At 47.4% G+C, this 26,561-nt stretch carries 19 protein-coding genes, 2 tRNA genes, 2 pseudogenes and 1 riboswitch; of the genes and pseudogenes, 13 read left to right on the plus strand and 10 right to left on the minus strand.

The window, feature by feature from the left end; translation table 11 throughout:
• The first annotated feature begins 125 nt into the window (after positions 1 to 125).
• From C9I99_RS00055 to C9I99_RS00065, 3 genes are all read left to right on the plus strand, one after another.
• Complete coding sequence (locus C9I99_RS00055; protein ID WP_107346812.1) at positions 126 to 1,091, plus strand: sugar kinase; 966 nt, start codon at positions 126 to 128, stop codon at positions 1,089 to 1,091.
• A gap of 16 nt (positions 1,092 to 1,107) precedes the next feature.
• Complete coding sequence (locus tag C9I99_RS00060; RefSeq protein ID WP_107346813.1) at positions 1,108 to 1,683, plus strand: DJ-1/PfpI family protein; 576 nt, start codon at positions 1,108 to 1,110, stop codon at positions 1,681 to 1,683.
• Between the two features lie 176 nt (positions 1,684 to 1,859).
• Positions 1,860 to 3,332, plus strand: coding sequence for a C69 family dipeptidase (locus C9I99_RS00065; protein ID WP_107346814.1), 1,473 nt, complete (start codon positions 1,860 to 1,862; stop codon positions 3,330 to 3,332).
• Positions 3,333 to 3,430: 98 nt separating this feature from the next.
• Here the strand turns inward: C9I99_RS00065 and C9I99_RS00070 are convergent, their stop codons facing one another.
• The 3 genes and pseudogenes from C9I99_RS00070 to C9I99_RS00080 all read right to left on the minus strand — a co-directional run bounded on the left by C9I99_RS00070 (position 3,431) and on the right by C9I99_RS00080 (position 5,626).
• Positions 3,431 to 4,402 (minus strand): TAXI family TRAP transporter solute-binding subunit, encoded by a 972-nt coding sequence (locus C9I99_RS00070; RefSeq protein ID WP_107346815.1) that lies wholly within the window; start codon positions 4,400 to 4,402, stop codon positions 3,431 to 3,433.
• A 60-nt stretch (positions 4,403 to 4,462) separates the two neighbouring features.
• A pseudogene (locus C9I99_RS00075) lies at positions 4,463 to 4,672 on the minus strand (3-keto-5-aminohexanoate cleavage protein); the annotation flags it as partial.
• A gap of 318 nt (positions 4,673 to 4,990) precedes the next feature.
• Positions 4,991 to 5,626, minus strand: coding sequence for an alternative oxidase (locus tag C9I99_RS00080; RefSeq protein ID WP_107346817.1), 636 nt, complete (start codon positions 5,624 to 5,626; stop codon positions 4,991 to 4,993).
• A 649-nt stretch (positions 5,627 to 6,275) separates the two neighbouring features.
• Between C9I99_RS00080 and C9I99_RS00085 the strand changes: the two genes are divergently transcribed.
• Together C9I99_RS00085 and C9I99_RS00090 are read left to right on the plus strand one after the other, a co-directional pair.
• Complete coding sequence (locus C9I99_RS00085) at positions 6,276 to 7,637, plus strand: ethylbenzene dehydrogenase-related protein (RefSeq protein ID WP_107346818.1); 1,362 nt, start codon at positions 6,276 to 6,278, stop codon at positions 7,635 to 7,637.
• 126 nt (positions 7,638 to 7,763) lie between these two features.
• Positions 7,764 to 8,771 (plus strand): substrate-binding domain-containing protein, encoded by a 1,008-nt coding sequence (locus tag C9I99_RS00090; protein WP_107346819.1) that lies wholly within the window; start codon positions 7,764 to 7,766, stop codon positions 8,769 to 8,771.
• Between the two features lie 97 nt (positions 8,772 to 8,868).
• Here C9I99_RS00090 and edd read toward each other — a convergent pair whose 3' ends face one another.
• Together edd and C9I99_RS00100 are read right to left on the minus strand one after the other, a co-directional pair.
• Entirely contained in the window at positions 8,869 to 10,665 is a 1,797-nt protein-coding gene (edd, locus tag C9I99_RS00095; protein ID WP_107346820.1) for a phosphogluconate dehydratase, read from the minus strand.
• A complete protein-coding gene (locus C9I99_RS00100; RefSeq protein WP_107346821.1) occupies positions 10,662 to 11,201 on the minus strand; it encodes a gluconokinase in 540 nt (179 codons plus the stop codon). Before C9I99_RS00100 ends, edd begins: the two co-directional genes overlap by 4 nt.
• 214 nt (positions 11,202 to 11,415) lie before the next feature.
• Here C9I99_RS00100 and C9I99_RS00105 point away from each other — a divergent pair, with 214 nt between their 5' ends.
• The 3 genes from C9I99_RS00105 to C9I99_RS00115 all read left to right on the plus strand — a co-directional run bounded on the left by C9I99_RS00105 (position 11,416) and on the right by C9I99_RS00115 (position 15,163).
• The gene (locus tag C9I99_RS00105; RefSeq protein WP_107346822.1) at positions 11,416 to 12,033 is read left to right on the plus strand and encodes a bifunctional 4-hydroxy-2-oxoglutarate aldolase/2-dehydro-3-deoxy-phosphogluconate aldolase; all 618 of its coding nucleotides are present in this window, start codon (positions 11,416 to 11,418) and stop codon (positions 12,031 to 12,033) included.
• Positions 12,034 to 12,158: 125 nt separating this feature from the next.
• Positions 12,159 to 13,646 (plus strand): PTS cellobiose/arbutin/salicin transporter subunit IIBC, encoded by a 1,488-nt coding sequence (gene ascF, locus C9I99_RS00110; protein ID WP_107346823.1) that lies wholly within the window; start codon positions 12,159 to 12,161, stop codon positions 13,644 to 13,646.
• 86 nt (positions 13,647 to 13,732) lie between these two features.
• Positions 13,733 to 15,163, plus strand: a complete 1,431-nt coding sequence (locus C9I99_RS00115) for a 6-phospho-beta-glucosidase (RefSeq protein ID WP_107346824.1) — start codon at positions 13,733 to 13,735, stop codon at positions 15,161 to 15,163.
• Between the two features lie 81 nt (positions 15,164 to 15,244).
• Here C9I99_RS00115 and C9I99_RS00120 read toward each other — a convergent pair whose 3' ends face one another.
• Positions 15,245 to 16,159, minus strand: coding sequence for a D-alanine--D-alanine ligase family protein (locus C9I99_RS00120; protein WP_107346825.1), 915 nt, complete (start codon positions 16,157 to 16,159; stop codon positions 15,245 to 15,247).
• Between the two features lie 473 nt (positions 16,160 to 16,632).
• Positions 16,633 to 18,219, minus strand: coding sequence for a Na+/H+ antiporter NhaC family protein (locus tag C9I99_RS00125; protein ID WP_107346826.1), 1,587 nt, complete (start codon positions 18,217 to 18,219; stop codon positions 16,633 to 16,635).
• A gap of 82 nt (positions 18,220 to 18,301) precedes the next feature.
• A riboswitch (Lysine riboswitch) is annotated at positions 18,302 to 18,472 on the minus strand.
• A gap of 187 nt (positions 18,473 to 18,659) precedes the next feature.
• On the opposite strand from C9I99_RS00125, the gene C9I99_RS00130 reads away from it, so the two are divergent.
• On the plus strand, positions 18,660 to 20,576 hold the full coding sequence (locus tag C9I99_RS00130; RefSeq protein ID WP_107346827.1) for a BCCT family transporter: 1,917 nt from the start codon (positions 18,660 to 18,662) through the stop codon (positions 20,574 to 20,576).
• 126 nt (positions 20,577 to 20,702) lie between these two features.
• On the opposite strand, the gene C9I99_RS00135 is transcribed toward C9I99_RS00130, so the two are convergent.
• Positions 20,703 to 22,199, minus strand: a complete 1,497-nt coding sequence (locus C9I99_RS00135; protein WP_107346828.1) for an alkaline phosphatase — start codon at positions 22,197 to 22,199, stop codon at positions 20,703 to 20,705.
• Positions 22,200 to 22,494: 295 nt separating this feature from the next.
• A complete protein-coding gene (locus tag C9I99_RS00140) occupies positions 22,495 to 23,619 on the minus strand; it encodes a M14 family metallopeptidase (protein WP_107346829.1) in 1,125 nt (374 codons plus the stop codon).
• Between the two features lie 174 nt (positions 23,620 to 23,793).
• Here C9I99_RS00140 and C9I99_RS00145 point away from each other — a divergent pair, with 174 nt between their 5' ends.
• The 3 genes from C9I99_RS00145 to C9I99_RS00155 all read left to right on the plus strand — a co-directional run bounded on the left by C9I99_RS00145 (position 23,794) and on the right by C9I99_RS00155 (position 24,574).
• On the plus strand, positions 23,794 to 24,237 hold the full coding sequence (locus C9I99_RS00145; RefSeq protein WP_107346830.1) for an NUDIX domain-containing protein: 444 nt from the start codon (positions 23,794 to 23,796) through the stop codon (positions 24,235 to 24,237).
• Between the two features lie 129 nt (positions 24,238 to 24,366).
• Positions 24,367 to 24,457: transfer RNA gene (locus C9I99_RS00150), tRNA-Ser, on the plus strand.
• Between the two features lie 40 nt (positions 24,458 to 24,497).
• Positions 24,498 to 24,574: transfer RNA gene (locus C9I99_RS00155), tRNA-Asp, on the plus strand.
• 281 nt (positions 24,575 to 24,855) lie between these two features.
• On the opposite strand, the pseudogene C9I99_RS00165 reads toward C9I99_RS00155, so the two are convergent.
• Positions 24,856 to 25,414 (minus strand): annotated as a pseudogene (locus tag C9I99_RS00165) (IS110 family RNA-guided transposase); the annotation flags it as partial.
• Positions 25,415 to 25,834: 420 nt separating this feature from the next.
• Between C9I99_RS00165 and C9I99_RS00170 the strand changes: the two are divergent.
• On the plus strand, positions 25,835 to 26,506 hold the full coding sequence (locus C9I99_RS00170) for an MBL fold metallo-hydrolase (protein ID WP_107346833.1): 672 nt from the start codon (positions 25,835 to 25,837) through the stop codon (positions 26,504 to 26,506).
• The last annotated feature ends 55 nt before the right edge of the window (positions 26,507 to 26,561 follow it).

Raw genomic sequence — 26,561 nt, forward strand, 5'->3', positions numbered from 1 at the left:
GTTCAATCGAACGTGAAACTATGCCCCCGTCTTTTTCTGGCTACATCGAATAGTGCTCTCTCAATTTATCGATGTAGCCATTATTTCCCCCTCTTTTAACTGCTTTATGTGATGGATAACAAGTAATGCCTTCGTCTTTGACGTTCAAAAAGAAAAAAATAGCCTTGATCGGTGAATGCATGATTGAGTTGAGTGGCCAGCCATTCGCTCAGCAAGCGCCGCTCTTTGGTGGGGATACACTTAATACCGCGTTGTATTTATCCCGTCTTGTCCCAGACATGCTCCCTGCTTATGTGACTGCATTAGGTAACGACAATTACAGTCGTCATATGCGTCAATGTTGGCAGCAAGAAGGTATGGACACTCAGTTTGTACTAACGGTTGACGGGAAGTTGCCTGGTTTATATGCAATTGAAAATACGCCCTGCGGTGACAGCCGCTTCCATTATTGGCGCCATGATTCTGCAGCTCGGTATCTGTGTCGCCATGAGCAGTTTTCAGCGGTTGTTGAGCACTTGCAGTCCTTCGATTTGGTTTACCTCAGTGGGATATCATTGGCTATCTTGCCGGATAAGGACAAACACTTATTGCTGAGGTCGCTGGCCACACTCAAAGAGGCTGGGGTACACATTGCGGTCGACTCCAATTACCGCCCAGCACTATGGCCGTCATCATCCGATGCCTGTGAGTGGATCGGTAAATTGTATCAAATGGCTGATATTGCACTGGTGACTGCTGATGATGAGGATCGGTTGCTTGGTATGCGCAATTCCCCGCCGGCAATCATTGCCAAACGTATGCACTCGATGGGCGTCAAGCAAGTGGTCGTCAAATTAGGCGCTGAAGGAGCACTATGGTCTCAATGTGGGCTTAGCGGTACGGCTAAGGGTAACAAAGTTGATCAGGTCATTGATACGACGGCTGCCGGTGATGCATTTAATGCGGCCTATCTGGCAGCGTGGAGCATGGGAATGGACATTGACGAATGCTGTCATTGGGGAAATAAGCTGGCTGCCCGGGTTATCCAGCACAAAGGTGCGATCATTTCGCAAAATTTTACCCGTTATATTACCGATCTAATGAATATTTGATTTGCAAGGAGATGTCATGAGCGAAAAACACGTTGCGGTGCTATTGGCTGACGGGTTCGAAGAAGCTGAGGCTGTTGTATTTATAGATATTATGCGCCGCTTAGACATTAAGGTCGATGTACTGTCATGCATGGACACCACTGTACTCAATAGCTATTTTGGTACACGCATAACGGCAGACGATACACTTCAAAATTGTTATGACAAAACCTACGATGCAGTGATGATGCCCGGAGGCCCGCAGGGAACGGACAACTTGTCGGCCAACCGGATGGTGATCGCGTTTATCAAGCGTCACATCGAGCAGGAAAAATGGATCTGCGCCTTGTGCTCTTCTGGTGCCAAGGTACTCGCGGCGCATCACTTGCTGCAAGGCCGTTGTTATACCACTGGAGATAAACTGGCCGATAAGTTTGATGATGGTGATTTCCAGTTGAAGAAAGTGGTCGTTGCTGACAACTTTATTACCGGCAGAGGGCTCGGGGTGAGTTTTGAGTTTTCGTTTACTGTCGCCAAAAAGCTGTTAGCAGACAACCCAGAGAAAGTGGATTGGCAAGCTTATCATATTTACTTTGATCATTGGCCGCTGTGAGTTAATTCCATCGTATCTCCTTATTCGTGATCTTATCAGCAAACATTCTGCTGATTTGCAATTACACTGCATTTTGATTAATAAGTCGATATTCGTGCTGGATTAATCGAAATAAATAGAATAAGTGAATAATATTTCATTCTTCCAGTAGGTGCTTACACCATAGGAGAGATACGATGAATAAAATGTCTATTACGCTGTTAAGTGCAGCGGTTCTGTCTGCACTGAGCCTGAGCGCCAATGCTTGTACTGGCCTGATTGTCGGTAAAGGGGCGTCGGTTGATGGCAGTATCATGATTGCCCGTAATGAAGATTTTGGTATTAACAACTGGAATAAACACCTTGCCTATCGTCCACAGCAAATAAATGAAAAAGGCGACTGGACCTTGGGGAATGGCTTGGTTGTGCCAATGCCAACGCAATTTTATGCCTATTCGGCGATTCCAGATTGGGATGCGCTAACGGTCGATAAAGACGGCAAATATTACGAAGAGCGGGGAATAAACCAATATAACGTTGCGGTTTCTGCCACCACCAGTGCCGAGGTGAACGACAAAGCGGCGAAGGCTGATCCATTGGTAAAACCGGGGATCATTGAAGCGGTGATCCCAACACTTATCCTGCCGCAGGTGAAAACCGCTAAGGAAGGGGTAGAGTTGCTTGGCCAATATATTGAAGAGTACGGCGCAGGTGAAGGTAACAGCCTGTATATTGCGGATGTTAACGAGGCTTGGTTGTTCGAAATTGGTTCCGGCCATCATTGGATTGCGGTAAAAGTGCCGGATAACAGCTACGCAATGATTGCCAATGGTTTGCGGATCCACGGTGTTGATCTGGATGCGAAAGGCGTGATGCACTCGACTGGGCTGTTGGATTTTGTTGAAGATAACCAACTGCTAGATAAGCCAGATTCACGTTCGTTCAATTTCGCCAAAGCCTTTGGTGTGATTGGCGATACCTATAATGTTGATCGCGAGTGGTTGGGGCAGGCGATGCTGACACCATCACAGGTACAAGATGTCCGCGAGCAACAATACCCGCTGTTTATGAAGCCTGATGATAAGATCTCGGTACAGGATGTGGCCAGCGTGCTGGGCTCGACCTATGAGGGGACCAAGTTAGCTGACAAGGGCGAACGACCTATCCGCGTCGAACGTCAGCTTGAATCGCATATTATCCAGCTTCGTCCAGACATGCCGAAAGAATTCCAAGGTGTTATCTGGCAAAGCTACGGCGTGCTGTCTGAGTCGGTATTAGTTCCGTTATACACTAGCCTGCAAGAATACCCAACGCCATACACCGTGGGGACTGATACTTACAGCGATGACTCGGCTTACTGGCAATTCCGTAGTCTGACGGCGCTGGCAACGGCCAACCCAGATAAATACTTGCCGATGCTGAAAGAAACCTGGGATAAGGAAGAGTCCAAACTGTATAAGCAGGTTAGCAATATGGATATGTTGCTAAAAGACATGTACAGCCAAGATAAGGCGACCGCAGTAGAAATGGCATCCGATTTCTCTTATGGCCAGCTCCAGCGTACATTGAGCATGGCAACGGAGATCCGCTATAAGATGATGACGGACATGACCAAGAGTACTGAGAAAAAATACAGCGAAGAAGAGTTCAAAAAGATCATGAGTCTCTGATTTCGTCAGCCCATAAAAACAAAGAGCGCATACGCGCTCTTTGTTATTCTAGCTACTATACAGCAGTGTTAACCCTGATCTTGCTTGTAATGTCGTCATTACATCAAGCCGACTTCTTTGTAGTATTTCGCGGCACCAGGATGAATAGGTGCAGACAGGCCGTCTCTGATCATCTCTTCTTTCTTCAAATGAGCAAAAGCTGGGTGAAGTTTCTTGAAGTCATCGAAGTTCTCAAACACGGACTTAACGATGTTGTACACCACGTCATCTGGCACAGAGGTAGAAGAAACAAATGTGGCACCAACACCAAAGGTGGTGACATCAATGGCGTTACCTTTGTACATACCGCCAGGTACTGTCGCAACACGGTAGAAGCTGTTGTCTTCAATCAGCTTATTCACTTTGTCGCCAGCAACGGTGATGATTTTGCTCTCACAAGACGTGGTTGCTTCCTTGATCGCGCCGCTTGGGTGGCCCACAGTGTAGATCATGGCATCAATCTTATTGTCGCACAGTGCTTTTGACTGCTCCGACGCTTTTAGCTCTGATGCCAGTTTAAAGTCCTCCATGGTCCAGTCATACCTTTCCATCAGTACTTCCATAGTACCGCGCTGACCTGATCCCGGGTTACCTATATTGACGCGTTTGCCCTTGAGATCTTCAAACGTTTTGATGCCGGAGTCGGCTCGGGCCACGATGGTAAACGGTTCTGGGTGGATGGAGAACACAGCACGAAGATCTTTGTACGCACCGTTATCGGCAAATTTACTGGTGCCGTTGTATGCATGATATTGCCAATCTGACTGGGCGATACCCAAATCGAGTTCGCCTGCTCGAATAGTATTGATGTTGTAGATAGAGCCGCCGGTGCTTTCTACCGAGCAGCGAATATTGTGATCTTTTCTGTTTTTATTGACCAAACGGCAAATTGCTCCGCCTGTTGGGTAGTAAACCCCTGTCACCCCCCCGGTTCCGATGGTGACAAAGCGACTTTCAGCAACGGCAAATGAAGATGCACCGAGCAGCACTGCGGCACCGGTGACAGCAAAAAGTTTGTTGATAGATCCCATAGAAGTCCCTTCATAATGAGTTTTACGCAATAAAGCTAAGCCAATGGATACGGCGTCTGGCTAAGCCGTGAGGAGCTGGCGAAAATGGTTAGCATCAAGGATCCCGAGGCCAAGGAGCTTGGCGGTATCGGCGATGTTAGCCACTTGTTCTGCGTTGCTTAAGGCTAATGTACCTTGATGATTAACATGGTTATTTTCAAAGCCAACTCGAATATCTCCACCCATAATCATAGACGCTGCTAGGCAAAGATGTTCATATTTTCCAAATGCACAGACTGCCCAGCGGCATTAGAGTCCTAGCTTATCAATAGATTGTTCGATTGCTGGACTAAAAGGGAAAGCGAGCAAACGAATAAAATTACAGAGGTATGAGAAAAAGGAATAGGGAGCGGAATGTATGTGTTGGCCGATAAGCGTTGAGTGATTTGGTCATTGAAACGACATAAAATCGTCCTTAATCGGTCATTCAAGACTGACAGGATAAAGGGGCTAAGAACCAGTGCCTTAAAGGTGCACTACGAAGACTCATAACGTTAAGGTTCCTTTCCGTTGGCCGCCCTTGGGCGGCCTCTTTTCTTAAATGTTACCTTAGTGCTGGTGCGCAGGCAGCGATTTGCTTTCGTAGGCATCAGCAAAGCCATGATTTCTGTCCCTGTGGCCTGCTTCGTCTTCGCGGATGCGCAAAATAACATCCCGCAGTTTGGCATTGGCTGCGAGCTGGTAGTAGTCAATTGCAAGAGCTGGTGCCGGGGTGTTTTCCACTTCACCTGAATCAATTTTGTCTAGGTACTCGGTGTAGCTTTTGCAAGCTTCTTCCTCAAAATAACCAACGACCCGGTGGGCTACTCGGGATGACAGCAAATAGATAAAACTGTAGACCACAATAAAGACGCCTTGGCCGAGCAATACCAGCATGCGTTCAATCCAGCTCGGCTTGGCAATATCAAGGAAAATCATCAAGTGCATCCGCTCGTTTTGCGCTTCATCCAGCAGTTCTTTGATCCAGCCTTCATCATCTTTCATTCGGCGTAGTGATTTGAGGTGGTTGAACATTCCCGCGACCATGCCGGGAACAGCGGCAATGGTTTCCAGTATTACCGCTCTTTTCGCATATTTTGTGCCATAGAACAGATTTAGGGAGAACTTGAGAAATTGCGTGATTTGATACGCGATACGCTCAGAGATCTTGGTGGCGCTCTTATGGGTAAGCTTGAAGCCTGACATGGTGACTCTCCTATTTATTATGAGGTATTTTATTGCTCGGCAATTAAAATACTTTCACAATATATAAAATAATCCTGTAACCATCTGTATCGATAAAATAATTGACGTGGAACACAGTAAGTTATTATGTCAGGTGTAAATAACCACTTGAAAATAAAGGTTTAAATTTTCAGGTAAATGTATGAAGAGGCTGGGGAAAGTGTTTTTTTTAAATGTAACACGTGTTTTGTGGTATGCTTTGCGAGTATAAAGATACGGTAATTTCCATGTTATCTCAATGGTTGTTTAAAAGCGCTAAGTACAGCTACTCCATAGCCATCAATGAATGTCATCACTATTCCTCATTAGCATATGTTTTATTATATTGCGTTAATAGTTTTGTTACATTACGGACGAGTCAAAAATCAACCTGTGAAATTTATTTATCTGGATTCTTTAGAGTATATTTTAATTGGTACTGTGCTTTAAATTGGCCACTAAATAAACTCAATTACGCCATGAAACATGCTGTCCGGACGATTGATTTCTCTTACCAGTTACATTCGATGATGGAAATTCTCTGTTACCTGCTTATTGCCCTGCACACCTGTTTTCCATCGACTAGTGTTTAAAGACGGTACTTTGGGTCGCATGATGGGAGTAAATAACGATGCGTAAGATTACTTTTACCCGTTACGCGCTAGCTGCAGCCTTTGTATCGGGTACGGCATTTAGCGCTCATGGTTATAATATGAGCGTTAATGATGTCGAGCCTGACATTGACTGGAATAAAGTCCCCGTTGTTGAGAAAACCATGTTCTTCCCCGGCTTGATCACCTATGACTGGATTAATTCGCCCGAGCACAAAGGGACGCTAAACAAGGATTTTAAAACTAAAACGTGTACCCATTGCCACCAAGGCGAAGAAAAAGCGATGGGTGAAATGCTCATCAAGCATGATCGCTTAGATACAATGGCCGATAAGCCAAGCTTTATCGATGTTGAGTTCCAGTTTGCTAATGATGACGAAAATCTCTACGTGAAGGCTACATGGGAAACCCAGTCACCCTTTCCAGCCCGTATGCATGACACTTTGTTATTCGAGAATGGTAAGTGGACGGTGATTGGTGGCGACAGGGGGAAGAACCCCTATACCCCGATTTATGAAGACCGCTTTTCTGTCATGATAGACGATGGCAGTGTTGATCAATTTACCCAGCAAGGTTGCTGGATGTCTTGCCACCGCGGTATGCGGGATATCGGTCAGGCGACCAAGCGTGATGTCCTGGCGTTGGATGTCATTGGTTTTGGAGGACTGAATAAAAAGGATGTTCGTAAATATCTGCCAGATACTCGTACCGAACGGTACGGTGTGAATTGGGACAAGGTAAAGACCCGCGATCAAATTGACCAGCTCAAAGAAGGCGGCAAGTTTGTTGACCTGATGCAGTGGCGCTCGACTCGTTCGGCACCGACTGGCAGTGCTGATGATGGGTATGTTCTGGAATATCGCCTGAGTGATGCCGGTACCACGGTTTTTACTTGGAACTTGGACAGAACTGCAGGACAGCCAAAGTACATGTACGATAAATCAGTAACGGGATTTTATGCTCTCAACAAAGCAGACTTCACTGATTTGAACATGAATATTGCGATGATCGAAGGTGTGAATACCATGTCGTACGATCCAAGCAAGATAGAAGACGGTCAGTACCTGCAAGGACGCTTGAACCGCCAAGGCGTTGGCTCGGCAGGGGATAACAGCCAAGTCCATTCGTCATGGGAAGACGGCAAGTACACCGTGGTCTTTACCCGTAAGCTTGATACCGGTAACCCCGAAGATGACAAGATCATGGCAGTCGGTGGGACGTATGATTTCAACATCGCCATCCATGACGGTCAGACGACGACCCGATTCCATCATGTGACTTTCCCCTTTACGGTCGGGATCGGTGACGGGGCAACTGGCGATGTGGTGACGACGCCAGTTAAGTCGCCAATCTACGATAAGCATCGCGGAGAAACGCAATAAAAGCTAGCAGGCTAACCCGACTCGCTTTTTTCCATGACTATCTTGTGTCTTACCATTGCTTTGATACAGAGGTAAGTGATATGTTACTGTAACATTTAAAGCCTGCCTGTAACGTATCTTATTGTTATGACACAAGAACAACGAAAAGCTCGCCCAACGCTGCAAGATATTGCTGACCGTGTTGGCATCACCAAAATGACCGTGAGTCGTTATATGCGCAACCCTGAGTCGGTCTCTGCTAAAACACGGGAAAAGATCGCCGAAGTGGTGGAAGATCTGGGGTACATTCAAAACCGCGCACCCGCCATGCTGTCGAAGTCTTCCAGTAAGGCGATTGGGGTATTGCTTCCTTCGTTGTCGAATCAGGTTTTTGCCAGCTTTGCCCAAGGTATCGAAGCTGTGACCAATGCCAATGGTTACGAAATTTTGATTGCCCATTTCAGTTACGATGAAGATGTAGAAGAGCGTAAGATCGCCTCCCTACTTTCCTATCAGGTTGATGGTCTAATTCTTACCGGGACGGCACATACTGAGCGTACGCTTCAAATGATAAAAACGGCAGGGATCCCTGTCGTTGAAGCGATGGAATTACCAGAAGAACCGGTTGATATGGCGGTAGGACTGGATCACGTCAATGCGTCGTACACCGCGGTTAAAACCATGCTCGACAAAGGCAAACGTCATATTGCCTACTTTGGCGCACGCTTGGATACCCGTACCAAGCTACGTATGGAAGGCTACGATAAAGCAATGGATGAAGCGGGGCTGGAAAAGTACCATATTCTGACCCATGAACACTCTAGTTTTACCCTAGGTGGGGAGCTATTGAGTCGAGCATTGGCCGAGTGTCCTGAGCTGGACGGCGTGTTCTGTACCAATGATGATATTGCGATCGGTACTATTCTGGCGTGTAACGAGCGGAACATTCAGGTACCGCAGAGCATTAGTGTTGTGGGTTACAACGCACTGGATATCGGTCAGGCCATTACCCCACGCTTAACCAGTATCTATACGCCGCGTTACCAAATTGGCGAAAAGAGCGCAGAGTTGCTGCTCCAGGCGCTGGAAGGCAAGCGTAGCGAGCGGAATGTGTTTGATATGGGCTTTACGATTAGCCGGGGCGAAAGTCTTTAGTTAATAGCTTGAACTAACGCATTGTTATTAAAAGGGAGTACTGTTTTCACAGGCTCCCTTTTTTACTTTGGCTTTATGCCTGCGTTTACAAATGGACTTAGAACAAGAAACTCGCGCCTTCATCGGCACCGCCGACATTTTCGCGCATGACTTTGAAGATATCTCGTCCCCAAGTAATTTGGCTGGCTTCTGTGTCTAATTGAACCGGTTGGCGCTGGTCAAACTGTGCAGCCACTTCCAGTAGCCCGGTTTGGCAATCGAGTTTGACGATATCGCCATCTTCAATCAGGCCAATCGCGCCGCCACGCAGTGCCTCTGGGGTGATATGGATAGCCGCAGGGATCTTGCCTGAGGCTCCGGATAGGCGACCATCAGTAACCAATGCCACTTGGTGGCCGGCTTTTTGGATATTGCCAAGGATTGGCATGAGTTTGTGGAGCTCTGGCATACCGTTGGCGGCAGGACCGTTGTGGCTGACCACAATGACACAGTCCCCAGTAAATTCCCCAGCTTGGTAGGCCGCTTCCACGTCGTGCTGGCAGCGGAATACTTTTGCAGGAGCTTCAATGAACTGGTGCTCTGCTTTTACCGCAGACACCTTGATAACGGCTTGGCCTAGATTCCCTTTTAGAACCTTGGTACCACCGGTTTGGTTGAATACTTGCCCGCTGGTCGCGATCACGTCGGTATTGCTACTTTCGCCAACGGGTTGCCATACCAGTTGGCTGCCACTCAACACTGGCTGGGCCAGTTGATCGGCAAACTCACCGAAAACGGTTTGTACTTTATCATTGAGTAACCCACGCTCATGCAGTGCTTTCATCAATGCAGGTACACCACCTGCCTGTTCGAAGGCGTTGATATCAGCCGGGCCATTAGGGTACATCTTGGCAAGCAGAGGCACGATGTCAGACAGTTCGCTAATATCGTCCCAAGTTAGCAGCAAGCCGCCAGCACGGGCGATTGCCAACATGTGAATAGTGTGGTTGGTACTGCCGCCAGAAGCGAGCAATGCGACCACGCCATTGACCAAGTTCTCAGCGGTAAAGACATCAACGAGCGGACGGTAATTCGGTGAATCGGCTGTCATTGCGGCAAGCGCAAGGCTGGCATGCTCGGTCAGTGCCGTGCGCAGTTCTGTGTTCGGTGGCACAAACGCGGATCCCGGCAACATCAGACCCATGGCTTCGAATACTAATTGGTTGGTGTTGGCCGTGCCATAGAATGTACAAGTGCCACCTGAATGGTAGGCTTGGCATTCCATTTCTAGCAGTGCATCTTTTCCGACTTCACCTGCTACATACTGCTGTCGTACCGCAACTTTTTTGTCGTTAGTGATCCCGGTTGGCATAGGCCCTGCTGGAATGAACGCCGTTGGTAGGTGGGCGTAGCTCAACGCGCCCATTAGCTGTCCCGGGGCTATTTTATCGCAAATGCCCAGTAGCAAGGTTGCGTCAAACACATTGTGGCTGAGCGAAAAAGCGGTGGATTGGGCGATCAAGTCACGGGAGAACAGTGACATGTCCATGCCCGGCTGGCCTTGAGTGACACCGTCACACATGGCCGGCACGCAACCCGCCACTTGTGCGGTATGGCCTAGCGATTTGAGCGTTGTTTTAATATGGTCTGGGTAGTTTTTATACAGCTGGTGGGCACTGAGCATGTCATTGTATGACGAAATAATGGCAAGGTTAGCACGGGTAAAGTCTAGGAGCTGGCCTTTTTCTTGCTGGCATGATGCGGCCACTGCGTGTGCGAGGTTGCCGCAGGAAAGGCTGGCACGCCCTTTTCCTTGTTCTGCTTGTTGCGTGGTCTTGGTTTCAAAGTTAGCGCGAAGTGTTTGGCTCCGGCTTTTGATACGCTCGGTGATAAGGGTGATCGTTGGGTGGATCATGCGATGATCTCCAGAGAAGTGACTGGTTCTGCTTGCTCAGTTAACGCTGACACAGAGCGATCCAGTATCGCTTCAATGCTTTGGTCAATATCGACAGTAATGACATCCGCTTCATCAATAGGCGTTTCAAGTACTGCAAACTGGCTGGCAATCATATTTTCTTTCATGAAGTGGCCCTGACGAAGGCGAATGCGCTCAAGGATCACCTCTTGCGATCCGGAGAGATATAAAAAGGCCAAATTGTGATTGCCTTCACGAATTTGTTCCCGGTAACATTTTTTTAATGCCGAACAGACAATCACACCGGTTTCATTTTTGCTTTCGATGCTGAAGGCCGCATCACGGATCCGTTCAAGCCAAGGCTCGCGATCGTGATCGTTCAGTGGCTCGCCTTGGGCCATTTTTAGAATGTTGGCTTTCGGATGCAGGTCATCACCATCAATGAACTTGCCGCCAATACGCTGGGCAAGTTCATAACCAATAGTACTTTTCCCTGATGCAGATACCCCCATCACGATGATGCTTTTTCCCGCCATGTAAGCTCCTTGAATCTTTTTCTGATCTAGATCTCATTTCTCAGATGATCTTCAAAATCGGGTTTATTTTATCGATGTTATTGGTAACATGTTACCCGTAACTTGATTGGTTGTGAACCACTGAATCAAGAATTCATTAAAACACCATGTTATGCACAGCGACAAAGTTGCTCCGGTTTTAGAGAGCGGGTTGTGCCATGGGTAGGGGAGAGAAATGGAACAAACTATCGAAAGTAAATTGAGTGCGATGAAGGTCGTGCCTGTGATTGCAATCAAAGATGCAGACAACGCACAACCATTAGCTAAGGTGCTGGTTGAAAACGGTTTGCCGTGTGCCGAAATTACATTTCGTACCGAAGCTGCAGCAGAGTCAATCCGTCTGATGCGCGAAGCTTATCCTGAGATGCTAATTGGTGCCGGTACCGTTTTGACGACAGAGCAGGTTGACCAAGCTGTCGAGGCCGGCGCTGATTTCATTGTGAGCCCGGGGCTGAATCCGACGACAGTAGCGTACTGCCAACAGAAGAGTGTTGCTGTTATCCCGGGTGTGAATAACCCGAGTCTGGTTGAACAGGCGATGTCGCTTGGCCTGAAAACACTGAAGTTCTTCCCGGCGGAGCCTTCTGGTGGTATTGGCATGCTAAAAGCGCTATCGGCGGTTTATCCGGTTGAGTTTATGCCTACTGGCGGAATTAGTCCTACCAACGTGGCTGACTATCTGGCACTTGAAAAAGTGATCGCCTGTGGCGGCACCTGGATGGTACCGAATAATTTAATTGACCAAGGCGACTGGCACGCCATTGGTCAACTGGTGAGTGAAATCAACCAGTAAGCAAAACAACAAATTATTGGTCACCAGTATTTACATTTTATCGGGTGACATTTAACGCATTTTATTGGGGAATAGGCGCAAAATACGCTAGCCAATTATTCTCCGTACACGCAGGAGTTTTGAAGATGTCTAAAGGTTTCAGCGCGGTAGCCCGCTCGGTTGTCGAAAAAGTGGGGGGAGCAAGCAATGTCGTTGCATTGACGCATTGTATGACTCGTCTACGTTTTGTTTTGAAAGATGAAGCGAAAGTGGATGCCGCCGCCTTGAAAGGCGTAAAGGGTGTAATGGGCATCGTTCACAACGGTGAGCAGTGTCAGGTTATCATTGGTAACAATGTGGCTGCTGCCTACAAAGAAGTGATGAAGCTATGTCACGTTGATGGCGTTTCTTCTGACGACACACCGGCACCGAAGGTAAAGCTAACACCTAAAGTCATTGGGGCAAAAATGCTGGATGCATTGGTTGGCACCATGTCACCGTTGATTCCGGCAATTATCGGTGGCTCGATGGTGAAACTTGCCGCAATGCTACTGCTGATGTTCAATATCTATGAGTCCGATCACTCAACCATTATCCTGCTGAACACGATTGGTGACGGTGCCTTCTTCTTCCTTCCTATTATGGTAGCGGCATCGGCTGCGATTAAATTTAAAACCAACATGTCACTGGCTATCGGTATTGCCGGTGTGCTGGTTCACCCAAACTTCATCGACCTTATGGCACAGGCGGCCGACGGCCGTGCAGTTGAACTGTTTGGTATCCCTGTAACATCTGTACGTTATACCTACACCGTAATCCCAGTTCTGATCATGACTTGGCTCCAATCGTATATTGAACGTTGGGTTGATAGCATCACGCCTGCTGTGACGAAGAACTTCTTGAAACCAATGCTGATTGTATTGATTGCCGCGCCGGTTGGTATCTTGCTAGTAGGTCCAATGGGTATCTGGATTGGTACTGCAATTTCTACGCTTGTCTATACGATTCACGGCGCACTGGGTCCACTGGCCGTCGCTATCATGGGGGCATTGTGGCCTCTATTGGTACTTACCGGTATGCACCGCGTATTTACGCCAACAATCATCCAAACTATTGCTGAAACAGGTACCGAGGGCATGGTAATGCCGTCAGAAATCGGTGCAAACATCGGTATGGGCGGTGCGTGTTTGGCTGTTGCTTGGAAGACCAAAAACATTGCACTTAAACAAACGTCAATGGCTGCGGGTGCATCAGCACTGATGGCTGGTATCTCTGAGCCTGCGCTTTACGGTGTTCTGGTTCGCCTGAAACGTCCTTTGATTGCTACGCTGATCACTGGCTTTATCGTTGGTGGTCTGGCGGGTATGGCCGGAATTGCGAGCCACTCAATGGCGGCACCGAGTTTGTTCACCAGTGTCCAGTTCATTGATGTGAATGACCCGATGAGCCTAGTGTGGGTGTTGGGCCTGATGGCACTGTCTGTTGTTCTTTCTTTTGTACTAACACTTGTCCTTGGTTTTGAAGATATTCCGAACGAAGAAGATGGTGAAAACCCAACGGCGAATAAAGAGTCGGCGAAAGAAGAAGCAGAAGAGATTGATACACCAGCCCCAGCAAAACCTGCCACGGCTTAGTGTTCCCCGACGCGTAATTTGAGCCACCTCTTTTGAGGTGGCTTTATGACAATTTGCGGTAATTTGCGATAAACAAGAGGCAAACCATGTCTGATACTACATTCCCAGAAGGGTTTCTATGGGGCGGCGCGATTGCGGCGAACCAATCTGAAGGTGCTTTCCGCGCAGGCGGCAAGGGGCTCACCACGGTAGATATGATCCCTTACGGTGACAACCGGATGCCGGTAAAACTGGGTCAGGTCGATTCGGTTGAATTAGACTCGAACGAATTTTATCCAAGCCATCAGGCAATTGATTTCTATCACCGCTACAAAGAAGATATTGCGATGTTGGCCGAGATGGGCTTCAAAGTTTTCCGCATGTCGATTGCATGGGCGCGTATTTTCCCGAACGGCGATGAAGAAACCCCAAACCAAGCGGGCATCGACTTCTATCGTTCTGTGTTTGAAGAGTGTAAGAAATACGGTATCGAGCCTTTGGTCACCCTTTGTCACTTTGACGTGCCTATGCATCTGGTCAATGCATATGGCTCTTGGCGTAACCGCAAGATGATCGCATTCTTTGAGCGCTATGCCCGTACCTGTTTCGAAGCGTTTGATGGCCTGGTGAAGTACTGGCTGACCTTTAACGAGATCAATATCTTGCTGGCGAGCCCTTTCTCTGGTGCCGGTATCTTGTTCCAAGAAGGCGAAAACCACGATCAGGTGAAATATCAAGCAGCCCACCACGAGTTGGTTGCGAGTGCCTTGGTGACCAAAATTGCCCATGAGATCAACCCGGAAAACCAAGTGGGTTGTATGCTAGCGGGCGGTCAGTTCTACCCTTATTCATGCAAGCCGGAAGATGTGTTCACGGCGATGCAAAAAGACCGCGAAAACCTGTTCTTCATTGATGTGCAGTCACGCGGTTACTACCCGTCATATGCTCAGAAGGTGTTTGATGAAAAGGGCGTGAAACTGGAAATTCATGAAGACGACGATGAAATCCTAAAAAATACCGTCGATTTCATCTCGTTCAGTTACTACGCCTCACGCTGTGCTTCGGCTGATATGAACGAAGGCAATACCAGCGCAGCCAACGTGGTGAAGTCGATCAAGAATCCCCACTTGGATGCCAGTGACTGGGGCTGGGTAATTGACCCGCTTGGCCTTCGTATCACCATGAACTCATTGTTTGACCGTTACCAAAAGCCATTGTTCTTGGTAGAAAATGGTTTGGGTGCCAAAGACACCATCGATGAGAACGGTGAGATCAATGATGACTACCGCATTGATTACTTGCGCTCTCACGTCGAAGCGATGAAAGATGCGATAGCTGATGGTGTGCCGTTGATGGGTTACACGCCGTGGGGCTGTATTGATCTTGTGGCTGCCTCAACCGGTGAAATGAGCAAACGTTATGGCTTTATCTATGTGGACCGCGATAACGAAGGCAACGGTAGTTTGGATCGTACCCCCAAGAAATCCTTCTACTGGTATAAGAAAGTCATTGCGAGCAATGGCGAAGATCTCATTTAAATGTGTTCTGTTGTCTGAGGGGAAACTCTGACAGTTTGCCGGTAAGTCCTCGTCAATCTAGGATTTACCGGCTTTTTTCGCTTAATTCACCTCGTCAAACGTTGCACTATCGAGTAGTGCGCCGATAGTCTCTTCAAAGTTGAGGCCTGCTTCCTTGGCCGCCATTGGAAATACGCTACGGGTGGTCATGCCCGGTACGGTATTCATCTCAATTAGCCAGATTTTTCCGCTGTCATCCAAGAACGTATCGACCCTTCCCCAGCCCCGGCATCCCAGGGTTTCGTACGCGGCCTGTGCGGCTTCTTGCATTTGCTTTTCCTGATCATCGGCTAAGTCTGAGGGGCAGTGATAGGTTGCACTTTGATCACCGAACTTGGCATCCCAGTCAAAGAATGTATCTGATTTGATTTGCACAACAGGTAGTGCTTTGCCGTTAAGGATGGCGCAGGTGTACTCTCTGCCGGTGATAAATTGCTCGACGAGGATGTCATCGTCATACTCAAAGGCATCAATCAAAGCTTGGTAGAGCTCCTCTGGGGAAGATGCTTTTGACACACCGATACTGCAACCCTGATTCAATGGTTTGACTACCACTGGGTAGGTAAGATCTGTCAGTGTCGTTTTGATAGTATCAGTTGGAGTGTGTTTATTTACCTTGATCCAATCCGCTGTTCGAAGGCCGTTAGAGCGCCAGATTTCTTTGGTTTTTAATTTGTTGAGGGAGATCGATGAAGCAAGCAGCCCACTGCCGGTATAGGGGATTTTGAGCAAATCTAGCAAGGCTTGAATATGCCCACTTTCACCCATGCCGCCATGCAGGGCAATGAATACTTTGTCGAGGTTGAAGAAGCCCTGCAAAGTGATATCAATATGGCGAGGGTCAATCTTGATAGCTTCGTGGCCCAGCGACTCAACCGCATCGGCAATACAATTGCCAGATTTTAATGAGACTGCTCGCTCACTAGAATCTCCGCCGTATAAAATTCCAATTCTCATGGTTGTGGTTCCGATTAAGCTTTGCCGTATAAAAAATTTAAACGGAAAGTGCAAACGATTTTGCTGTGAAAATGTTACATATCCAAGCAGGTAGGGATATAAAAGTGCTTGTATAGTGTTTAGTAGTGTATTGTAACGATGTGAATATAATTCTGGGCTTATATGTACTGAAAGTATGACAGTGAGCATAACTTTATTTTCATCATGGAAAAGGTTGTCTTATTTTTGAACTGGGGATGGAGTTGTTTTCAGCTAACACGAAATAAATATCCGGCTTGGGAGTGTTCAATAAACTGGCAATACTGGATTATGACACTTTCCCGTGGATACCCTGGGCAATATGGTTGCGAAAGGTAGGGCTATCGGATTAATCCCACAGGTAGGCATGATGTCATGGTCGTTTAATAGAGCGACAGCAAAAAAAAAAGAGCAAGGCCATAACCTTGCTCTTTGTCGTTGAACGGTTCCGTGTATTAACTTGTCACAGGTTCGGCTGCCATAACCGGCTTGCTCTTGCGAACAGCAAAGGCACAGAAGGCCAGGAACCAAAGACCACTCACAGCAACACCCGCCCAAGCAGAATGAGTGTAACCGATAGCGAGGTAACCCAATAGGGCACCGAAAGCAACCGAACATGCGTACGGTAGCTGGGTCATAACATGGTCCATGTGGTGACAACCTGCACCGGTCGCCGACAAGATACTGGTGCTTGAAATTGGCGAGCTGTGATCACCAAATACCGCGCCTGCCAACACCGCTGATAGCATCGGAAGCAGTAATGCGATGTCACTGGCAGCAGCAATATCACCGGCTAGCGGTAGCATAATACCGAAGGTGCCCCAGCTGGTACCAGTGGCAAATGCCATGGCACAAGATAGCAGGAAGACAACCGCTGGAAGCAGTTCAACAGGCAGGTTGCCGTTTGACATGGAAGCTAGGTAAATACCGGTTTGCATGTCACGGACAACGGCACCAATGGTCCAGGCAAAGAACAGGATGATGATCGCTGGCATCATGGCAGAAATGCCCTGTGGTGCCGCTTTCATCCAGCTGTCCGTACCCAACTTCAGGCGAAGAGCCAGTGTAATAGAAACCACTAGACTGCAAATCGCACCGTAGACCAGTGATGAACCGACATCGGTGTTTTCAAAAGAGCCAATCACGCTGAAGGCTTCGCCATTGGCAGCAAGTACATCTGCGCCCGATTGCACCATGAAAAAGACTGTCGCCATTGTCAGGGTCAGGATAGGCAATACCATATCGATCATACCGCCTTTGGCAGATTCTGGAACGTCAACCTCCAAACCTGCTGGCTTACCTTTGGATTCATCCCATAGCTTACCTTCCAGCGCCCATTTCTCATGCTTGCGCATTGGGCCGATATCAAGTTGGAAAGCGATAACGCACAGTACCATGACCAAGGTGAATACCGCATACAGGTTCATTGGCATCATCTCGACAAAGGCCGAGATAGGGCTCTGATCTGTCACGCCATGTGCCATCATGATACCGCCTACCAATGCGATGATATAGGCGCCCCATGACGAGATAGGCATCAGTACACAAACCGGAGCGGCTGTGGAATCAAGTAGGTAGGCCAGTTTTGCGCGGGAGATATTGAAACGGTCGGTAACCGGACGGCAGATAGCACCCACAGATAGGCTGTGGAAGAAGTCATCGATGAAGAAGATAAAGACCATCAAACCGGTAAGGGACTTAGCACTGCGGCGATCTTTGCAACGCACCGCCGCCCAGTCGGCAAACGCTTGGGTTGCCCCGGATACACTCATCAGGCTGATCAGTGCACCAAGCAGTAACATGAAGATGATCATGTTGACGTTGTCGCCATTCATGGTGCCGTCGACCCAGACAATTGCCAACACTTTTTCAACCAAGTACTGCAGTGACGCTAGCGGTGAGTAATGGTTTAGCATTAGTGCGCCAGCGGTAATACCTGCCCCAAGGGAGAGCAGCACGCGCCGGGTGGTTACCGCGAGGATAACGGCCAACATGGCGGGGGCAACGGACAACAGGGAGTCCGAAAAATCTACAAGGTTCATGATCTCATCACACCTACAACTTAAAGGTGGAGATCTACCGAAAGGAAGTGTAACTAAGACGCAGAAGGTATGACTTGTTACCCCTTCAGGTAGCGCTCCATAGGTAAATACTATGGCAGTTCTGTGCCTATTCGACACAGACCCAGCGACTGAGTTGATAGCTGCAGTCACTTCGGCGCTGACTCCTTTCTCCGGCTTCACAGGTATCACCCTCTGCTCGGTTACTCTTAGGCAGCGCGCCTCTACTGATTTAGGGAATATCACCGTTAATCCTACTGGATTTTGATGATAAGTCGAACATTATATACGGCTGAATAATTATGTCAGCTAATAATCAGCTTTTTTCATCGTGTTCATTAGAATCTTGGTTTGTACAGTTAGCCCCTTTTCTCTGATTATCTCATTTACCCATATCAGGGTTTAAATTTTAAGGAGCTACCGTGTTTTCTCGTAAACACTTTGAATTGATCGATAAGCCGACGTTTTTCGGGGCGTTGGGCATGCTGATCTCGGTTGTGGTGCCCTTGCTGCTGTTTCCAGTGCAAGGTGCCGAATGGATTGCCATCGCCAAAACCTTTATGACCGATAAACTCGGTTTCCTTTATTTGTCGCTCGGTGTCGCCGCATTTTTCTTTATGATCTACATCGTTTTTTCCGACATCGGCCAAATCAAGTTAGGTGATCCTGATGAAAAGCCCGAATTCACCACGGCATCCTGGGCAGCAATGCTGTTCTGTGGTGGTATCGGTGCCAGTATCCTGTACTGGGGTACGATTGAGTGGGCGTATTATTACCAATCACCGCCGTTTCAGCTTGAACCGGGGAGTGAAGAGGCGGTGCGCTGGGCGGCAACGTATGGCTTGTTCCACTGGGGACCGATAGCTTGGTCTATCTACTTGGTTCCAGCCTTGCCGATTGCGTATTTCTTCTATGTCCGTAAGCAGCCGGTACTGAAGGTATCGGCGGCGTTGATGCCGGTTATCGGTGAAGCCCGCAGCTATGGTTGGTTGGGTAAAGTCATTGATGTGTTGTTTATCTTTGGTCTGCTCGGTGGCGGCGCGACAACACTTGGTCTTGCTGCTCCTTTGATCACTGAAGGTGCCAACTACTTGTTTGGCGTACCAAAAGACACTGTAACCCAGATCATCGTTTTGATGCTCTGTACTGCAATCTTTGCGTATTCGGCCTATGCCGGAATGGAAAAAGGGATCAAGTTCCTCAGTAATATCAACTTCTGGGGTGCACTTGGTTTGTTGGCCTTTGTGTTGATCTCCGGCCCAACCATTTTCATGCTGGAAACCGGGCTTGATTCATTGGGCCGTATGCTGTCGAACTTCTTTGTGATGGCGACATGGGCCGAACCGTTCGGTGGCTATGGTTCGTTTGAGAATACCCACTTCCCACAGGACTGGACCATTTTCTACTGGGCGTGGTGGCTGGTGTTCGCACCGAGCATGGGCTTGTTTGTTGCTCGAATTTCTCGTGGCCGCACCATTAAACAAATGGTAACGGGGTCGATCTTCTTTGGGTCGATGGGCTGCTTTTTGTTCTTCATGATCTTGGGTAACTACGGTCTGTCGCTGCAACTGTCAGGCGCACTGGATGTTGTTGGTATCCTCAATAGTGAAGGGGCAACCAAGGCTATTTTCTCAATCCTTGAGCAACTGCCTTACAGTACTGCTGTTATTGCCGCGTTCACGTTATTGTGTTTGATCTTCACTGCGACCACGTTTGACTCGATTTCATATATCCTGGCATCGGTGGTACAGAATAATGTGACGGAAGACCCAATGCGCTGGAACCGTTTGTTCTGGGCCTTTGCATTGTCATTTATGCCGTCGGTGCTGCTATTTATGGGAGGCTTGTCGACCCTACAGACCGCAGCCATTGTTGGTGGCCTGCCGCTGTTGGTTATTGCGGTGATGCTGATGATATCGGCGGTGAAGGCGGCGAAGCTTGATCTGACCCACCAGGAAGGCTACGAAGATCCGGTGATTAATATCGAGGAACTGCCCGATGTTGACCCTTGGTCGAAAGAAGGAATGGCGCTGACCAAGTTTGACGAGCTGAAAGACATCGCGATGGCCGCTGCAGAAGCTGAACGTGAAGCCTTGTATAAAGTGTGGAAGCTGAAGAAAAAGATGCGTGCCGAAGCCATGGCGAATGGCGAGTCTGCTTTTGAACTTAGCGAGGCGCCACAAGAGCGACTGGATCAACTCCAGCAGTTGATGGACGACGCCATGTCAGCAAAAGAGAATAAACTGGCGGCTTCGGAAGAAGCACAGGAAGCGCGTAAGGTGTTTGATGAACTGATGCGAAGCCGTATTGAAGCGATGGTGGATCAAGCCGTTAATTAATGGGGCCGCCCTTTGAGCTGGAGGGCGGCAAGCAATCAGAATGTTATTCATCGTTGTGATTGACGCCAGCAAATGCTCTGATAAGGCCCACTGTTTTTACCAAACAGTGGGCCTTTTTTTTAACGGTTATTGACTGATGAGTGTTTTCATTAGGTCAAAAACGTTAGTGTTATCGATATAGTCACCCGTTGCGCCAGTGTTGTTATATTTATCAGCATATTGCGGGTCATTGCCGTTGATATATTGATTGATCAACTCAGTGCCAGCACCTCTGAGGTAGACACGAACCAGTTCATTGGTGTGGTCACCACTGTAGTATTTCACTGTTGGCATGACGTGCTTGCCTGGGTTTTCTACTGGGGCATAAGCATTTTGGTCTGAGCTACCACCCAGCACATAAGAGTTGCCGTGGTCGGTAGTCACGATAAGCAGGGTCTCCTCCCAGCTACTCTCTTTTTCGACCCAGTCTGCGACGGCCTGCACCGAGTTATTGAAATCAACCTGCTCTTCAATAATTCGAGCAGTGTCATTAGCATGTGCCGCCCAGTCTACAGCCCCACCTTCAACCATCAGGAAGAAGCCCTTTTCATTCTGGCTGAGATAATTGATAGCTCCCTGAGTCATTGTTTTCAGGCTGGGTTGGTTTGTCAGGAATGGACAGCCGTAAGCCGTTTGCTTTTGTTCGGTGGTACAGTTTGAACGGCTCTGTTGCAGGGTCGAGTCATTTGGTACCAAGCCAAAAAGCGGTCCCTCCATCGTGTTGTTATCCGCGGTGTTGTTCGCCAGGCGTTCAAACGCCTCTTTTGTTTCGATTAACGTCCAAGGCTGGGAAGCACCTTCGGCAAACATAGCTCCCTCTTTGACCATGCGCCAGTCACTTTCGCTGAGGTATTTGTGATTATGAGTCGCGCGCGGTGTGCCGTTGTTATCAAATTCAGGGTGGCCTGCGCCCATGATCAAGTCGGCCATACCGCCGGTCAGCATCTTGCTACCCAGGGTGGCGTATTCATTGCGGCTGGTATGTTGGGCTCCAAAGACTGCTGGTGTGGCATGGTTGAATTGAACGGATGTCACGATGCCGGAAGAACGGCCACTGCGGCGTGCTATTTGCGCGATAGTCTCAAGTGGCTGGCCGCAGTAATCAACACTGATCGCACTGTTATAGGTTTTTCGGCCTGTTGCCAGCGCAGTGCCTGCGGCGGCGGAGTCTGTAGCCCCTTTGTTGATATAGCTGTAACCCGAAAATGGTCGGGTATAGTTACCAGAGACTTCATCAACGATGGTTTCATCCCACACCTTTTCAGCTTCATAACTGATTTCAGGTGTTTCATCTGTCGTACAGTCTGCCGGATTGCTAGTGCTGCTTAGTGGGAAGGTAGTCATTGCCAAGCGCGTATCTATATCAACGTAGGGCGCTACATCGTTCAGTTTCTCGCCGTGTGTCCAATAAGTCGAAACATCCCAAGCCCCATCACTGGCACCATCAGTAATCATCAGAATGACATTTTTAACTGCGGGCACTGTGCCATCTTTCGCGTTGTTGTCACTGCTGGAGTTACACCCTGTGATAAGAGCGGCGCCAACCAATAGTGCGATGCATGATTTATGTGTTTGAAAAAACATATCTTTTTACTCCCTGTTAAGATGGTGGGAATTTAACCTTAGGAGTGTGACGGTTATATTAATAATAGAGCTGGTGATGTTGCTAAAGAGACTCTTGTTGAGCAAGATCTTCTGATTGGCGAAGTTCATCAAATTGACAAAAATCATTAATTCGGTGGTAACAGGCTATGTATTCTCGTTTGCGGCATGTTAGGGATACGGTGCTTTATAGATACCCAGACGTAGCCAATAGTCTTAATCGAAAAATGCCGAGTCACCATGACTCGGCATTTTTAATTGTTCAAGATAATCGGTGTTAGATTTGGTCTATTACCGACCTCACCGCAGCTAACACATCTTGGCCGAAGGCGACGCTGCGCTCTGGTGACCAGCCATAAAATTCATCGGGATGGCTGATGTGCTCCTTAAATGGCATCTCGATAGTGTAAGACAGGCACTTGAATTGCTCGGCGACCCAGTTCGAGCCAATGGTTAGGTTAGCTTTGCCCGGTTCGTCTTTGTCATAGCCGTGTGCGACCTGAAACTCAGGAGTGATGGTTAGCAAGGCGGCCTTGAAAGCATTCTCCAGTGCTGCGTGACGTTCATTGTATGACGGGATCCCCTCGCTACCTGCAACGAAGTTATAGGGAATCGCCTCATCACCATGGATATCAAGGAACATATCCACACCAGTGTCGAGCATGCGTTTGCGAACAAGGAAAACCTCAGGGCTTTTCTCCATTGATGGCGTTTGCCACTCGCGGTTGAGGTTGACGCCAATGGCATTGGTGCGCAGGTGGCCGCGGATACTGCCATCAGGATTCATGTTCGGTACGATATGGAACACCGCTTTATCGAGCAGGGCTTTGGCGACAGTATCGGTATCGTCGAGCAGGCGTTGCAATAGACCTTCGATAAACCACTCCGCCATGGTTTCCCCTGGGTGCTGGCGGCCAATAATCCAGATGTTTTTCTTCCCCTCCGATAGCTCACCAATGTTGAGTAAGCTCATATCGTTGCCATCCAAGGTTGCGCCAAGGGTCTCTAGTTTACAGTTGAACTGGGTTTGGGCTTGGTGCAGTAAATCTTGGTGGCGGTCATAACTGAATGGGGCGAAGTAAGCGAAATACATCGAGCCGTATTCCGGAACCACTTTAAAGCTTAGGGTATCACCATCAAACTCGGCCGGAATACGGAACCATTCTTCCCGATCGTAAGAGGCAACCACATCATAGTCTTGCCATCCTTCGGGGTAGGCAGACTTTGCTAAGTTTAAGATTGAAAACTGGTGCTGAAGCTGGGGTTGGCTTTCTAAGCGGAAATGAAACCACTGAGAGATCTCTGATTGGTTATCTGCAGGGATGGTCAGTTGGATGTTGTCTGGCGAATCGGCACTGACGATATGGATGTTACCACTTTCGAAATTGCTGAAAATTTTCATTGTTATCAATCTTATGTTTGTTGAGGTGAAAAGAGGTTAGCAATAACTATAGTCTTTCTGAAGCAAATAACCGTTACAGAGCTTTGATAACCCGACGAGTAAATACAATACGGGCTTCGGCCTAATTGCTTGCTGGAGTAACATAGGCATAAAAGTGATAGACAGGAAGGTAAGGTGGCTTTTCATTATGTTGCGCGTGGGTTGATCCGTGATGCTGACCATATCCTATTGGTCAGGGCGATTGGCGATACCATGACGTTCTTGCCCGGTGGTCATATTGAGTTTGGCGAATCAGCGTCGGTTGCTTTGGCGCGGGAATTGAGCGAAGAAGCGTCGATTGACGCCAAGGTCGGGACTTTTGTTGGGGCTGCGGAAAATGAATGGTTCCTTGATGGCCAGCTCCAAGCTGAGATCAATTTGATTTTTGACGTTGAAACGGACTTAACACACCAAAAGCCAGTGGTATCGAATGAAGCCCATCTTGAGTTTTTCTGGGTGCCTTGTGGATTAATTGACCAGTGGAACCTATTTCCTGAGTCTCTTCGTTCTTTGATAAGATCAAATCAACTACCTGAACACACATTTTGGGGGTCAGGAATCAAATTGAAATCAGGGTAATTGCTCTTTATTTTGTATTTTTTTGTACTTTAACTGAGTTATTTGCCCTTGTTTGTATGATGTGTGAGCAAACAAACGTTTTAGGGGTTTACAGGCATCAGTAGGCTTTATATTATACGCCGCACTTACGGAGAGATGGCTGAGTGGTTGAAAGCACCGGTCTTGAAAACCGGCATACGTTTGTAGCGTATCTAGGGTTCAAATCCCTATCTCTCCGCCACATTCTAAAAGTTTGACCAAGTCGAGCTTGGCAAAGAATTGGAGCGGTAGTTCAGTTGGTTAGAATACCGGCCTGTCACGCCGGGGGTCGCGGGTTCGAGTCCCGTCCGCTCCGCCAACACAACGAAGCCTCAGCAGAAATGCTGGGGCATTTTTGTATGCGTTGTTTGGTGGAAGTAACCACTTACAGATTTCATCGCTAAATCCCTTTCTCTATTCATAATTAAATATCGCAGTGACCAAAATGTGACCATCTGGTGACCAACAACGGGCTTGAGAAGTTACTTATCATAACTTACCGATCTCAGATGCAACTTGATGTTTGTAGCTCAAAGATGTTGTATCTTCGAGAGTGAATATTTCAGAAAAATCTTGAGTTTGAGCAGCAGTATTGTATTGGTCACCTATACTGGCAACAAGAGCGGTGGCTGTTATGGGGCCGATACCAGGGATCTCAGCTAATTCTCTTCGAATCAACATTCGTATTGTGCCAATGTTCAGTTTCTTTGGTTAAGGCACTAATTCGTATAGAAAAATCATCAATCAGCTCTTTCAAGTGAGCAACTAAAACCCGAACTGATAGCGTCAGGTTATTTTCAGCATCTTCTAGAATTAGGGGAATTTGTTTATTAAACGATGCATTACCTCTAGGAATAGCGATACCAAATTCAGCCAGTATTCCACGAAGTTGATTGGTTTGACCCGTTTTCATCGAAACGAGCCTTTCTCTAGCCTTGTGAACCGAGAGGATAGATTGTTGTTCAATTGTCTTAACGGGAACGAAACGCATGTTGGGGCGAGTCACCGCTTCACAAATAGCCTCGGTATCAGCGGTATCATTCTTATTCGACTTAACGTAGGGCTTAACAAACTGCGGAGGCATAAGCTTTACGTCATGACCAAATAGCTTGAACACTCTTGCCCAGTGGTGAGCACTAGCGCAAGCTTCCATACCAATATGTGCTGATGCCACCTTGCTCACGAACTTGTATCAAAGCGATTAAAAGTTGTTTTAAAAGAGATTGTTAGCAATTAAAAAATTGCTGTTTTAGAGGGGGTATTCCATATACAACATGTTAATGGATATAACAGTACGCTAAAGCGTTGGATTAATTGTACGCTCTGTAGTGTAGCGACGAAGAACCTGACCAAGTACTTAGGATGGCGACGCATACTGAGTGATGATTCACTATCTAAGGCATCATTCACAGAGAGAATAGCTAGATACTGGGCTCTCAACTAAGCTGCTGAACAGAGCCCGAACCAATTATAAAAAATCACAAAGTCAGGTGTCCGTTTGTGCTTGACCAGAATAGTTTGTCCGGTGACAGCGAAATGGATATAATTATAAATATCTGATAAATAGAAGCAATCACAAATGAATACAAAATTACACATAGTGAAATCATCTTTTAACTCGATTGTTAATTATTCCTTTCTAATACAATCTACTAGTGATAATACGGCAATTGCGATAGACCCAGCATGGGATCTTGATAAGTTTGTAGCCATTATATCGGAGAATAAGCTTAACTTAGAGGCAATATTGCTAACTCACTCTCACGTCGATCACGTTAATTTGGTGGGAGATTTAGCGAACATATTTAACTGCGATGTATATATGACTGCTGAAGAAGTGGAATACTACGATTTCTCTTGTAAAAATTTGAGATACATCACAAATGAAGATTCCTTAATAGTTAATACAATTAAAGCAGATGTGCTACTTACTCCCGGGCACACGAAAGGCGGATGTACCTATATCATTGATGGTAGAGCCTTTACTGGAGACACTCTGTTTATTGAAGGCTGTGGGCTTTGTGACGGTTACGGCGGTGATCCTCTTGAAATGTATAATACCCTACAGAAGATGAAATTCAATTTTAGCAATGATACACAAATATACCCTGGCCATAGGTACGGTAAAAATCTAGGATTAACATTTGAAGAAGTCATGAAACACAATGTATACTTGCAAATTGATGAATTCGAGGTCTTCAGGAAATTTAGAATGAGGAAAAACGCTAAAAATCAATTTAAATTCATATAAATATCAAAAGGTAAGCCGGGATGGTTTATATTAGATTTTTCCCCACTTGCGAACG

Origin of the sequence: Photobacterium lutimaris, from assembly GCF_003025555.1 — a bacterium.
Lineage (GTDB): Bacteria > Pseudomonadota > Gammaproteobacteria > Enterobacterales > Vibrionaceae > Photobacterium > Photobacterium lutimaris.